Below are 12,584 nucleotides of genomic sequence, written 5' to 3' on the forward strand. Positions count from 1 at the left end.
GCGACTTCCGCTGGGACCGTCGCTTACGCCGAATGGCTGCCCGGCGGCCCCGCCCGTGCGACGGTGCTGCTCGTTCACGGCGGGGGGGTGGGCCCCGATGGCTGGAGTCGAGCGATCGGCGGGCGACCCGGGTGGGCGCCCCGTCTCGCCGAAGCCGGATACCGCGCGGTCGTGATGACGTGGCCTGGGTTGTCGGCTGGCGGCGCATGGGACCCCGACACGCGGCTGGATGGGGCGGCGGTCGCCGGCGCGATCGTGGAGCTAATCGCTGCGCTCGGCGTTCCGGTCGTCCTCGTGGTCCACTCCATGTCCGCCGCTTTCGGTTATCGGGTCGCTTTCCACCATCGGGATTCACTGATCGCCCTAGTCGCGCTGGCACCCGCTCCCCCCGGGGACATCCAGCCCGAGCCCGCCGTGCTGGAGGAGGACGCCGATCACATCGTCGTCCAGGGACGCCCGCTCACCTGGAGGCTTCCCCGTCGCGGCTGGTGGCATCCCGGATCAGAGTTCATCGAGACGAAGCTGGTCGGTGCAAGCGAGCAATTCCCACCCGGTCACCTGGACGAGCTCCGTTCGCAGCTGGTGCCAATCCCAGCCGGGCTCCTCCTCGAGCGGCAGAACGTTCGCGGTGCGCAGGTCCATATCGGCGACAGGGAGTTGGACGGCCTACCGACCCTCGTGATGGTCGGTACCCACGACACCGATCATCCGATCGAGTCGGACCGCGCGACTGCTGACTGGCTCGCCGAGCGAGGCGGCGATGTCAGGTTCGTCGCGTTGACGGCAGCGAACGTGGCTGGCAACGGCCACATGCTGATGCAGGAGTCGAACAGCGATGCGGTGCTCAACCTTGTAACGGAGTGGCTCGGTCCAAATGTACGCCCGCGGCGGTGAGGATGGTGCAGCTGATCGCGACCCGGGCGCCGGTCATCTCTGATGGCCCGAGTACAGCAGGAGCCGTTGCTCAGCAAGTTCCTGCAGCAGGAATCGCCAGAGATGCCCGTCGTTGAATGCGTCACCCAGGTCGGGCAGGTCGGCGAGATCGTCGTCGTCGATCGGCATAGGCTCGGCCCCTGCCTGCAGAACGGCGAGGTGCACGCGAGCCAGGCTGTCGACATTGATCGCGCGGATGACGGCCTGCGGGACGCTCTCGCCGACGGCGGTGAGGCCGTGACCGCGCAGGATGCCGACGGGCCGCGTGCCGAAATCGTCCGCCATGGCCGTCGCGCGTGCGTGGTTGCGGATCAGCGCAGACGAGGAATGCGCGGGGATGCCGCCGCGCGCCATCCGCATAGCGGGGATGTTGAAGGCACCGACAATCGGTAGCAACGTCCGTCCGGTCAGCGAGAACGCGACGACAGCCGGCGGATGCGCGTGGACGACGGATCGAGCCGCAGGATTGCGGCGCAGCAGCTCAAGATGCAGAGACAGCTCGTTCGGCGCCCGGTACCCGCCGGCGAGCTCGAACGATCCCTCAAGGGGCACGGCGAGGATGTCGTCGGCGGTGGTGAACCGCAGCCCTCGCTCCTGCGGTCCGCGGGCTCGGATGAGGACGGTGTCGTCGTCGACCCGCAGGCTGACGTGCCCGAGGATGTCGTCCACGAGCCCCCGGACCGCGAGCACGCGGCAAGCATTGGCGACGAGCATGCGTTCGTCGACGTAGTCGTTCATCATCCACTTCTCCTTCGAGGCGTGATCTCCGATTGCGAATTCCTGGAAAATCTAGCAGAATCAGATTCTGTCTTAAAGAAAACCGGTCTCGACCGACATCATCTTCAAGGCGCGGAATAGGACTCTGACATCAGGAAGCAGCGGCCCAATGGCGAGCAAGACGACGATCTTCGAGGACGTGCGGCGCGGCATGATCCCGGCGCACATCTATAACGACGAGGAGATCTTCGAGCAGGAGAAGAGCAAGCTCTTCAGCCGCGCGTGGATTTTCGTCGGACATGAATCCGAGATCCCTCAGCCCGGTGACTACGTGGTGCGGCATGTGCTCGACGACTCGTTTATCGTCGTGCGCGATGAGAGTGGTGAGATTCGGGCGCACTTCAACATGTGCCTGCACCGCGGGATGCAGGTGTGCCGCGCCGAGGTCGGCAACGCCTCCCACTTCCGTTGCCCCTACCACGGGTGGTCATACCGCAACGACGGCCGGATTATGGGCCTCCCGTTCCACGAGGAGGCCTACGGGGGTGAGGCAGGGTTCAACAAGAAGGGTGCACGACTGCTCCCGGCGCCGAACCTCGACACATACAACGGTCTGATCTTCATCAGCATGGACCCGAACGCGCCGACCCTGCGGGAATACATCGGCGACTTCGCGTTCTACCTCGACTACTACACCGGGCAGAGCGCCAAGGGCATCGAGCTGCGTGGCCCGCAGCGGTGGCGCGTCAAGGCGAACTGGAAGATCGGCGCCGAGAACTTCGCCGGCGACATGTATCACACGCCCCAGACCCACACCTCGGTCGTCGAGATCGGGTTGTTCCGTGAGCCGAAGGCGGAGAAGCGCAAGGACGGCAACACGTACTGGGCCGGCAACGGCGGCGGCACGACCTACAAGCTCCCGCCTGGCAGCCTCGAGGAGCGGCTGCGCTATGTCGGATATCCCGACGCGATGATCGAGCGGATGAAGGAGCAGTGGTCGCCTGAGCAGCTCGATGTGATTGGCCGTGACGGGTTCATGATCTCTGCGGCATCGCTCTTCCCGAACATGAGTTTCGTGCACAACTGGCCGAAGGTGGAGGACGGGGACGACGTGCTGCCCTTCATCTCGATCCGTTCGTGGCAGCCCATTAGCGAGAACGAGACGGAGGTCTACTCCTGGTTCGCGGTCGATGCCGAGGCGCCGGAGGAGTTCAAGGATCTCTCGTACAAGGCCTACCTGATGTGCTTCGGTAGCACGGGAATGTTCGAGCAGGACGATGTCGAGAACTGGGTCTCGCTGACCACGACTGCCAAGGGTTCGATGGCTCGACGGCTCCTGCTCAACAGTCGGATGGGGACTCTCAAAGACGACACTCCGGTCGTCGCTGCGCTGACTCCTGAACAGTTCGCCGGTCCAGGCGTCGCGCACGTTGGTTACGGCGAGTACAACCAGCGTCATCTGCTCGATCGCTGGGCCGACTACCTCGACACCGATGACGAAGTCGAGGTGCAGGTCGCGAGCATCGGTACAGGCATCACCAACAACGGGGAGGCACCCGCATGATGAACACCGAGACCGGTGTCCAGATATCCGAGCAATCGCCTCTCGGCGCCCACGCCACGCGCGCCGATCGAGTCGGGCGGTCCCTATTGTTCTCCGACGAACTGCATCTCGAGGCGCATCGTTGGTTGATTGAAGAGGCTTACACCCTCGACGAGCAACGGTACGAGCACTGGCTTGAGACGCTTACAGAGGATATTCACTACATCATGCCGGTGCGTCAGACGACGGCTCTCGGGTCTTCCTTCACGACGGCGAGGGGGATGTCGCACTGGGACGAGAATAAGTACTCGCTCAGCCGCCGGGTCGCGCGATTCCTGACTGAACACGCTTGGACGGAGGACCCTCCCTCACGCCTGCGTCATTACGTGACGAACGTGCGTGTGTTCCTGTCCTCGGTCGAGGACGAGCTCATCGTCGACTCCGCCGTCCTGCTGTTCCGCAGCCGGGGAGACGTCAACGAGCCGTCAATCATCTCCGCTCACCGCGAGGATGTATTGCGTCGCGTCGGTGACGACCTGCAGCTGGCACGTCGGGTGATCATGGTGGACGAGTCGGTGCTCCGCATCCAGAACCTGGCGATCTTCCTGTGAGCGGCCTCGACTGGGAGGGTGCCGACGTCGATCGTGATGCCGCGGCGGCTGCGGCTGCGGAGCGCGAGCGTCTTATTGCCCGCACCGTCGGGGAGCCGCTCGTCATCGCCAACGAGTTTTCGGAGATCGAAGTGCGCCGTGTGGAAACTCACAACGGCACGAGGCTTCTGATCGACGCCCCGAAAACTGGCCAGTGGATCGCAATCGACCCCATGGAGCTCGAGGCCCTCACCTGGCAGACCACGCAGACGTTCTCCGAGATGATCGCGCGGCCTGACCAGCCGATGTTCCCCGAAATGCGACCGCAGTAGAAAGGAGAGACCGATGGCACGGATCATCGCAGACCGCAGCGCCTGTCAGGGCTACGCCAATTGCGTTGTCGCCGCGGGCGACTACTTCGACCTCGATGACGACGCCCTGGTGATCGTTCTGCGCGAGGACCTGCCCGACAGTGAGCGCAAGCGAGTAGAGGAGGCGGCGCGCAGCTGCCCCGTCTCCGCCTTGGTTGTGGAGGACTGACGTGTCCCGGGTCGTCATCGTCGGCGCCTCTGTTGGTGGGCTCAAGACCGCCCAAGCTCTTCGAAGCGAGGGGTTCGAGGGCGAGATCGTCCTGATTGACCAGGAGCGCCATCCCACCTACGACAAACCTCCGCTCTCGAAGAAGTACCTCACCGGTGAGACGGCGCGACACGAGATCGAACTTCTTTCCGAGCACGAGACGCGGGGGATCGGAGCCATCTCGATCTTCGGCACGCCCGCGGCATCCGTCGACCTCGAAGGCCAGGTTGTGACGCTCGCGGACGGTACAGCCGTCTCATACGACACACTCGTGATCGCCACCGGGTCACGCGCCCGTCGCTCTCCGTGGGGTGAAGGTGAGCATATTCACTTGCTGCGTACCAGCGGCGATGCCGAGCGCTTGCGGGATGAGCTGGCCACAGCGAGGCACCTTGTGGTCATCGGCGCAGGCTTCATCGGGGGTGAGGCTGCCGCGACCGCGATCACGGCGGGCGTGCGGGTCAGCATGGTTGACCCGTTCCCGGCGCCGATGTCGCGGGTGCTCAATGCCGAGGTCGGCCAGATCTTCAGCCGCAAGTATGCGCATGAGGGCGTCGAGGAGTACTTCGGAAGGACAGTCGAAGGCGTCGAACAGACGGCAGACGGGGTGCGCGTGGTGCTCGATGGCGGCGAGATCATCGAGGCCGATGCAGCTCTCGTCGGTATCGGAGCTGTGGTCAACACGGAGTGGCTCGAGGGTTCCGGCATCGAACTCGACAACGGGGTGATCTGCGACTCTGGGCTGCGGGCCATCGGGCATCCTGAGATCTTTGCCGTCGGCGATATCGCACGTTGGGCGAGTGCGTCGCGCAACGTCTCGCTGCGCCTCGAACATTGGACCAATGCCGTTGATCAGGCTCGCGTCGTCGCACACAACATCGTCCACCCTGATGATTGCGAGGACTACGACACGACCGAGTATGTCTGGAGCGACCAGTACGACTGGAAGATCCAGGTGGTCGGGCGCACCGGCGCCGACGACATCGTCATCATCGGGTCCGAGGAGGACCAGCGCTTCGCCGTGCTCTACTCGGAGAGTGGCGACTCGCTGACCGGCGCGCTCGTCGTCAACTGGCCGCGGGCGCTCGTTAACACGCGGCGAGCGGTGGCTACGAGAACCGATCGAGCCGAGGTCGCGGCGCGCCTGAGCGGCGACGGCGCGCGGTCGGTCACGCCCGCGGTCTGAGGATGGTCCCCGTGACCACAAGAGGATACGATTTCTGTTGTGCAGAAATCGCCCGGCGACGGTGTAGCGCCCCAATACCCGATCGAGTCAGTGGACAACGCACTGCGGTTGCTCCTCCTTCTTGGCGAGCGTACGGAGGAGGTAAGGCTGACCGACGTCAGCGCCGAACTCGGGGTGGCGTCTTCGACGGCGCACCGCATCCTCGCAATGCTCATCTGGCGCGGATTCGCCCGTCAGGATCCGCGCACGAAGACCTACGGTCCGGGTCCGACACTCACGAGCGTGGCCTTCTCAATTTTCCGGCGCATGGATCTTCCGCGCCTGGCGCAGCCGATCCTCGAGGATCTCAGTTCCTCGATGGGCGAGACGAGCCATCTCGGCACCCTCGAAGGCGCGAACGTCCGCTTCATCGCGGCGTCCGAGCCGGCGGCGGCAGTCCGCGTCGCCTCACGCCTCGGACGGGAGATCCCGGCGTACGCGACCTCGACCGGCAAGGCGATGCTTGCCAGCCTGCCGGCAGAACAGCTCGGGCGCTTGTTCCCAACGGACTCACTCCCCGCGGTGACCTCGCACACCGTTCAGTCCCTTGCGGACCTCGAGAAGGAACTCGAAACCGTTCGGCGCCAGGGCTACTCGACGAACCGCGAGGAGAGCGAGGACGGTGTGGCATCGGTCGCAGTCTCGGTCGCGAACTCAGCAGGCATCAATCTCGCCATCAACCTCGCTGCCCCAGTCCATCGTCTTCCGGTCTCGAAAGTCGCGACCTTCGGGCGAGCACTCAAGGACGCCTCGATGCGGCTGAGCGAGGCGTTGGGCTAATCACGGGGGTGCTCCAGTGAACCCCGCCCCGATCCCCCTCCTCCACGGACACTCGATTCCGCGTCTGGGTCTCGGCACGTGGCCGCTCAAGGGCGACGCGGTGCACGAGATGGTCGCGCTGGCGCTCGACATCGGCTATCGACTGATCGACACGTCTCACAAGTACCTCAACGAGGAACCGGTTGGCGCGGCGATCCGAGAGAGCGGGATCGCTCGCGAGGAGATCTTCGTCACCAGCAAGTTCAACAAGGAGAATCACAGCGTAGATGGTGTCCAGCGCGCCTATGACGAGAGCCTCCGACGGACCGGGCTCGACTACCTCGATCTATTCCTCATTCACTGGCCAGTGCCTTGGCTCGACACCTACGTTGCGGCGTGGCGGGGTCTTGTAAGACTCGTCGAGCAGGGGCGGGTCGGAGCAATCGGCGTCTCAAACTTCAAACGACCACATCTGGAACGGATCGTCGCCGCTACCGGACGCGTGCCCGACGTCAACCAGATCCAACTGAGTGCCGACCTGGCGCGCGACGATATCCGTGATCTGCACAAGCGGTGGGGCATCGTGACCGAGGCCTGGAGTCCGCTCGGGCGCGGAGGCCCCTTGCTCACACATCCCGTCGTGGTAGACATCGCAGACCGGGTCGGTCGCACCCCCGCGCAGGTGTTGTTGCGGTGGCATGTGCAGCACAACATCGTCCCGATTCCGCGCGCGGACGACCCCAGACAGCTGCGGGAGAACGCACAGATCTTCGATTTCAACCTCACTCACGACGACCTTGCGGAGCTGAGGAACCTCGATCGCGGTGAATCAGCGGCACGAGATTCCGACTCAAAAGAGAACGGACATTAGCGCGTTTCTCCCCGACTCGATCGCGTTTCAAGTTTCAGGGGCCGAGCGATCACGTCGAATCCGGAAACGATCAATTTCGGGATGCGTGCGGAGGCTAACCGTTGTCGAGCAGTTCGAGCAGCCGTGTAGTTACGCGCCAGGTTCGGACTGTCATCTGTTGAAACATCGGCATAGCGAGTACGCGCTGAACGCGGGTCTTGGTCGCTTGCGCGGCTACCCGCGAGAAGTACAGGACACCCGGCCCGATTGCCATCGCGTCGACGCCCTCGCGCATTTCGGGAAGATCTGCAAACGCCGCTTCGGCCGTGAGGGGATCCTTTACGAAGAACACTTCGCTGCGTAGCCGATCTGATCCGTGGTCCGATGGTGCTTGGGCGATAATCGCTGCTAGCTTCCAACAACGTCGCCGGCCAGTACGGTCGGAACCAAGACAGTGCTCAACGCTGTAACCGGGCTCTATGCAGCCCCACGAATTTTCTGCCCGAAGGAACAATGCTGACGAGCTACACGGAAGATTCAAACTCGATGCTGGAGTCGGCTGGCGATGCGGCAGAGGATGACTGCTCGGCTTCCGATTCGGAACCATGCGAGAGGTCGCCGGGGGCCGGTTAGGCGCACCTTGCGGGCGCGGGTCGTCACTGCGATCACGGTTCCCTCGTCGAGTACCTCTTCCAGCGAATTCAGCATGCCGTCGAGGCCTCGTGCAGCATCCGGTCCGTGCCACGCTGTCTGCTCGCCGTAGGGGATATCGGTGACCACGACATTGGGGCGTCGCCCGTTCAACGCGCGCCGGAGTTGTGCGGGGTCGAAGACGTCGGCTGGTGCGATGTTGTAGTCGAATGAGCCGTCGCCTGACGCGAGCCGGCGAGCGAGTCGCTGTGCAGCGGCGGCGGCATCGAGGTAGGCGGGTTTGCTCAGGCGCTCGGCGCGGGCCTGCAGTTCATTCGCGCGGGCGGTCATGCCGTGCTTGCTCAGAAGGGCGAGGTTCTTCCGGGCGAGTTCCAGCGCCGCGTGATCGACGTCGGAGCCGAGGACGCTGGTGATTCTGTCTCTATGCAGGAGTGTGAGAGTGGTGAGGAGGTGGCCGCTGCCGCAGCATGGATCCCATACCTGGGCGGTGGGGTTCGGGGTGAGCGCCAATGCTCGCTGGAACATCTCGCTGGCGAGGCGTGCGGGGAAGGCGGGGAACCCGGGGGCAGAGTGGAGCACGCCGCCGGAGAGGTCGGCGTAACTCTCTCGCGTGACGGCGTAGCGGTAGGCCATTCGCGTGCCTATGCCCGTCCGCGCTGGCGCGCGGCCTCGTAGAGAGCGATCGATGCCGCGTTGGCAGCGTTCAGCGAGCTGGCGGCGCCGCCGATGGGGATGCGTGCGACGACATCGCACGCATCGCGCCATCCCGCGCTGAGTCCGGCGTTCTCATTGCCGATCGCGAGCAGGACGGGGCCTGTCAGATCCACGTCGGCGATGTCGTCGGACCCGTTCTCGTCGGTTCCGACGATCGTGAGGGGGATGCCCGCAGCGCGTTGCTCCCGTACCCAGGTCACCAGTGGTTGATGAGATGGTTGTCGGATCACCGGCACCGCGAACAGCGACCCAGTGGAGGCGCGGACGGCTCTGGGGTCGTACGGATCTGCGCCGTGTCCGGTGACGATCAGGCCCGACCCGCCGAAGGCATCCAATGAACGGATGATCGTGCCGATGTTGCCGGGCAGGGAGGGGCGGTCGAATGCCATCCCGAGGAACGACGGCCCCATAGGTATGCGAGACAGCTGATCGTCCGGCACGGCGGCTACGGCGATCAGCTCGGGGGAGCCGTCGTCTTGGTCGCTCAACTGATGCAGCAGCTGAGCCGCGACGGCTACCCGCTCGCCTCCTGATCCTTCGATAACCTGTGCACCCCACCGCGACAGCGGCCGATCCGCGTCATAGAGGACTGCGCGGATCGGCCAGCCCCGCTCGAGTGCGAGGCTGATGGGGCGCACACCCTGCACGATGAACTCGCCGGCCCGCTGGCGCTTGTTGCGGTTGTGGAGCAGAGCTTCCCACTGTTGGAATCTTGCGTTCGGCCGGGAGACGCGCAGAGTTGGCTTACGCGCGTTCAACGGGAATCCAGACCTCGGCGGTTGCGGCGCGCTGCTCGCCTGGTCGGCGCTCAGTGACGATCGACGGCCCCGGACGCAGGCGCCACGGGTGTGACGGAAACCACTCGCTGACAATGTCCATCCAGGCCGACGCAAAAGGAGCGCCCGTGCGGAACACCGCCCATTTGCCGGCAGGAACCTCGATCACATCGAGGCGCTCAGGTGCGGGCGGAGCCGCATCGAGGGCGACACCGACCATGAACGTGAACCGACTGTTCACTGCGTAGTCGGCGTCGACCTCCGTACTCACCTGAAGCAGACCCGAGGGCTCCGAGCAGCCCAGTGCTCGGAGCCGCTCCACGTTCTCCGCAGACAGCGCCGTGATGTGTGCCTCGACATGAGGATTCCGGAATTCCGACACGACCGGGACGCACGCGGCGTAACCGATCAGGCGGAAGGCCGTCCGCTCGACGATACGGGCGTCTAACATGCTTCCCTTCAGCTTGGACTCTCGTGGTGCGAGACGATTTCCAGGGTGTTCGTCACGCCGGGTCCAGCGCCCGACAATTGGAGACCGATCAAGTCGGGTGAAGGCGCCCGGGACGCCTGATGGTGTGTGGTGTTGCGTGTCGTCGGACGTCGCCGGCCGTCACGAGCCGGCCCGCTCGGATCGGAGTCGCACGTTCGGACAAACCACTGCACCCCGGCAAGCAGAATTGGAATGAAGGGAGGCTTGTGTGATCAGTGAGCTCAACAGGCTCATCGAGGTCGTCGAAGCGGATCTGTCCGACGACCTCGACATCGGTGCGCTGGCTGCTTCCTTCGGCACCACGGAGTACCACTTGCGGCGGATGTTCGCATCGCTTGTCGGCATGCCGTTGTCCGAGTATGTGCGGCGTCGGCGGATGACGGTCGCCGCGGCCGACGTCATCGCGGGCGATCCGCTTCTCCAGGTTGCGGTTCGATTTGGTTATGGCTCGGCCGAGGCATTCGGACGTGCGTTCCGGGCGGTCCACGGTGCGGCGCCTATCGAGGTGCGGACGAACGGCGGCCCGCTTCGGTCACAGCCGCAACTCACGCTGCGACTGACTGTCCACGGCGCCACGTCGATGGACACGCGTATCGTGGATCGACCCGCGTTCCGGCTCGTCGGCCATGCTGCACGCGTTCCGCTCATCCACCGGAGCGCGAATCCTCACATCCAAGCGCACGTCGCTTCTCTGCCGGCGCACGAGCACGCGCGACTGACGGCGCTCGGCAACACGGATCCTCACGGACTGCTTCAGATAAGCGCAGATGTCGATTCCGACTACACCGAGGGAAGCACACTGACCTATCTGCACGGCGTTGCCCGGGACGCCGCGACGACCACGCCGGAAGGACTCGACGTGATCGAGGTTCCTGCCGGCACGTGGGCTGTGTTCCGGGCATCTGGACCATATCCCGCGGCTCTGCAGGAGACGTATGCGGCATCGGCATCCGAGTGGTTTCCGTCGAACCCGTGGCTGCTGCGACCAGGCCCCTCGATCGTCGCGATCCTCGATCGCGCTGAAGACTTCCGTTCCGCGACGACGGAGTTGTGGCTGCCGATCGTCCGCCAGCGTGATGACGTGTAACCGCGACACGACCATGACCTCGCTACCCGAGGGGCGCGACTTCATGCCATCCCGATCTCGCGGACGAATGTCTACACGGTGTCCATCTGGGCGATTCGCTCGTCTTCGGCTGATCGCTCGTGTATTTCGGGATTACGCGGACGCGGTACTGTGCGGAAGCAACGACTCTCGAAGGACGACGATGAGCATTGCATTCCTGCTGACCACCCTCGTGGTGGTCGCCACCCCCGGCACCGGCGCCGTCTACTCGATCGCCGCTGGGCTCTCCCGCGGCGCAAAGGCTGGCATTATTGCGGCGTTCGGCTGCACCCTCGGGGTCATCCCTCACATGGTGGCCGCGATCACCGGACTGGCCGCGATCCTGAATGCCTCCGCGATCGCGTTCCAGACGATCAAGTGGCTCGGTGTCGCCTATCTGCTTTACCTCGCCTGGCAGACATTCCGCGACAAGACGATGATCGACGGCGACGCGAACCCCGCCCCGGTTTCGTTCTGGCGGGTCATCCGTACCGCCGTGCTCATCAACCTGCTTAATCCGAAGCTGACCATCTTTTTCTTCGCGTTCCTCCCTCAGTTCGTTCCCGCGGGCGAGGCGAAAGGCACGTGGCACATGATCTGGCTCAGCCTTGTGTTTATGGCGTTGACGTTCGTCGTGTTTGCGCTGTATGGGGTGTTCGCCGCGGGGATGCGCAACCAGGTCATCACGCGCCCGAAGGTCATGGCGTGGCTGCGTCGCACCTTCGCGGGCACGTATGGGCTGCTCGCCGGCCGTCTCGCCCTCGAAACCCGCTGATGCAGCTCAGTTCATGACTCGGCGCTGCGCGCTCATTTCCCTCAGCTCGCCGTCGCGACACTCACCCTCGATGGCGTGACCGACACGGCGGACGTCTCGGCGACCGCGGCACCATTCCGCGAGCGGGCCTCCATGCGCCTCTCCGAACGACCGGAGAGCGAGTTCCCCGAGATCGTCGCCTGGCGGCGCGCATTCAGTCAGATGGGACTCAAACCCACCCAGTACCGGTGCGCGTCGGAAGCGCTGCCACGCTGATTCAAGAGCGACGGGGAATTGCCCTCGATCCACCCGCTCGTCGACCTGTGCAACGCCGTCTCACTCGCTTACGCGATTCCCATCGCCGTGTTCGACCTCGTCCACGAGGCGCCCCTGCCCGGTGGCAGCGGCACCTGGGCGGAGAAGGTTCTCGTGACCAGTGCCCACGTCGCGCGCGTGCCCGACGGCTTGGCGCCGGCGGCCGCTCACGCGGAGTCAAGTACGTGATCGAGCTCTGACAGCGCCGGACGTGAACGCCGGGGTCCTCGCTGCGCCCACGAGTTGTTATCGATAGTTCAGGGCGCTCGTGCCCGTCATTGTGGCGCTCGTGGTGTCGGCCATTTGCTTCACGATCATCGTCGCGGGCTCCGGATATGAATCCGGCCACGATGAGTGGAATTGGCACGGGCCACGGCAGACTGCCTACGCGCGTTGTTCCATGCACTCGTGGTCGTCAACAACATCGGTGCGCTGAGCATCTGCTCCCGTTCGGAGGGGGTGAGGGGAGGATCGCCGATCGGTAGCCGACCTTGCATTCCAGTAACAGACGCTCTCGGTGCGGTCTGGGTTGCTTGGGCCAGCCGGAATCTTGCCGCGCTGCGCCAGCGAGTCGTTACGCTCG

At 64.6% G+C, this 12,584-nt stretch carries 16 protein-coding genes; 12 read left to right on the plus strand and 4 right to left on the minus strand.

Annotated elements, in window-relative coordinates; genetic code table 11:
• The first annotated feature begins 63 nt into the window (after positions 1-63).
• Complete coding sequence (locus IM777_RS16665; protein WP_228481151.1) at positions 64-894, plus strand: alpha/beta fold hydrolase; 831 nt, start codon at positions 64-66, stop codon at positions 892-894.
• A 33-nt stretch (positions 895-927) separates the two neighbouring features.
• On the opposite strand, the gene phtC is transcribed toward IM777_RS16665, so the two are convergent.
• On the minus strand, positions 928-1,674 hold the full coding sequence (phtC, locus tag IM777_RS16670) for a 3,4-dihydroxyphthalate decarboxylase (RefSeq protein WP_194384096.1): 747 nt from the start codon (positions 1,672-1,674) through the stop codon (positions 928-930).
• 145 nt (positions 1,675-1,819) lie between these two features.
• Between phtC and IM777_RS16675 the strand changes: the two genes are divergently transcribed.
• From IM777_RS16675 to IM777_RS16705, 7 genes are read left to right on the plus strand one after another with little or no spacing between them, the layout of a single operon-like run.
• Positions 1,820-3,214, plus strand: a complete 1,395-nt coding sequence (locus IM777_RS16675; protein WP_194384097.1) for a Rieske 2Fe-2S domain-containing protein — start codon at positions 1,820-1,822, stop codon at positions 3,212-3,214.
• The gene (locus tag IM777_RS16680) at positions 3,211-3,804 is read left to right on the plus strand and encodes a 3-phenylpropionate/cinnamic acid dioxygenase subunit beta (RefSeq protein WP_194384098.1); all 594 of its coding nucleotides are present in this window, start codon (positions 3,211-3,213) and stop codon (positions 3,802-3,804) included. The genes IM777_RS16675 and IM777_RS16680 overlap by 4 nt, the downstream gene beginning before the upstream one ends.
• A complete protein-coding gene (locus IM777_RS16685) occupies positions 3,801-4,115 on the plus strand; it encodes a hypothetical protein (protein ID WP_005050731.1) in 315 nt (104 codons plus the stop codon). The genes IM777_RS16680 and IM777_RS16685 overlap by 4 nt, the downstream gene beginning before the upstream one ends.
• A gap of 13 nt (positions 4,116-4,128) precedes the next feature.
• Entirely contained in the window at positions 4,129-4,323 is a 195-nt protein-coding gene (locus tag IM777_RS16690) for a ferredoxin (protein WP_194384099.1), read from the plus strand.
• Between the two features lies 1 nt (position 4,324).
• On the plus strand, positions 4,325-5,548 hold the full coding sequence (locus tag IM777_RS16695) for an NAD(P)/FAD-dependent oxidoreductase (protein WP_194384100.1): 1,224 nt from the start codon (positions 4,325-4,327) through the stop codon (positions 5,546-5,548).
• Between the two features lie 39 nt (positions 5,549-5,587).
• On the plus strand, positions 5,588-6,367 hold the full coding sequence (locus IM777_RS16700) for an IclR family transcriptional regulator (protein WP_419538866.1): 780 nt from the start codon (positions 5,588-5,590) through the stop codon (positions 6,365-6,367).
• Between the two features lie 16 nt (positions 6,368-6,383).
• A complete protein-coding gene (locus IM777_RS16705; protein ID WP_194384101.1) occupies positions 6,384-7,217 on the plus strand; it encodes an aldo/keto reductase in 834 nt (277 codons plus the stop codon).
• A gap of 516 nt (positions 7,218-7,733) precedes the next feature.
• Here the strand turns inward: IM777_RS16705 and IM777_RS16710 are convergent.
• The 3 genes from IM777_RS16710 to IM777_RS16720 are packed head-to-tail and all read right to left on the minus strand — an operon-like array spanning position 7,734 to position 9,788.
• Positions 7,734-8,480: an rRNA methyltransferase gene (locus tag IM777_RS16710; protein ID WP_175987716.1), complete on the minus strand. Its 747-nt coding sequence runs from the start codon at positions 8,478-8,480 to the stop codon at positions 7,734-7,736.
• An 8-nt stretch (positions 8,481-8,488) separates the two neighbouring features.
• Positions 8,489-9,319 carry a TrmH family RNA methyltransferase gene (locus tag IM777_RS16715; protein ID WP_212743493.1) on the minus strand — a complete coding sequence of 277 codons (831 nt, stop codon included), beginning with the start codon at positions 9,317-9,319 and terminating at the stop codon, positions 8,489-8,491.
• Positions 9,306-9,788: a GyrI-like domain-containing protein gene (locus tag IM777_RS16720; RefSeq protein ID WP_138174566.1), complete on the minus strand. Its 483-nt coding sequence runs from the start codon at positions 9,786-9,788 to the stop codon at positions 9,306-9,308. The genes IM777_RS16715 and IM777_RS16720 overlap by 14 nt, the downstream gene beginning before the upstream one ends.
• Before the next feature lie 247 nt (positions 9,789-10,035).
• On the opposite strand from IM777_RS16720, the gene IM777_RS16725 reads away from it, so the two are divergent.
• The 4 genes from IM777_RS16725 to IM777_RS17330 all read left to right on the plus strand — a co-directional run bounded on the left by IM777_RS16725 (position 10,036) and on the right by IM777_RS17330 (position 12,190).
• On the plus strand, positions 10,036-10,914 hold the full coding sequence (locus tag IM777_RS16725) for an AraC family transcriptional regulator (protein ID WP_138174568.1): 879 nt from the start codon (positions 10,036-10,038) through the stop codon (positions 10,912-10,914).
• Between the two features lie 181 nt (positions 10,915-11,095).
• Complete coding sequence (locus IM777_RS16730) at positions 11,096-11,707, plus strand: LysE family translocator (protein ID WP_138174570.1); 612 nt, start codon at positions 11,096-11,098, stop codon at positions 11,705-11,707.
• A 75-nt stretch (positions 11,708-11,782) separates the two neighbouring features.
• On the plus strand, positions 11,783-11,962 hold the full coding sequence (locus tag IM777_RS17325) for a hypothetical protein (RefSeq protein WP_212743495.1): 180 nt from the start codon (positions 11,783-11,785) through the stop codon (positions 11,960-11,962).
• 18 nt (positions 11,963-11,980) lie between these two features.
• Positions 11,981-12,190 carry a hypothetical protein gene (locus IM777_RS17330; protein WP_212743496.1) on the plus strand — a complete coding sequence of 70 codons (210 nt, stop codon included), beginning with the start codon at positions 11,981-11,983 and terminating at the stop codon, positions 12,188-12,190.
• Positions 12,191-12,584 lie beyond the last annotated feature (394 nt).

The organism is Microbacterium luteum (genome assembly GCF_015277875.1).
Lineage (GTDB): Bacteria > Actinomycetota > Actinomycetes > Actinomycetales > Microbacteriaceae > Microbacterium > Microbacterium luteum.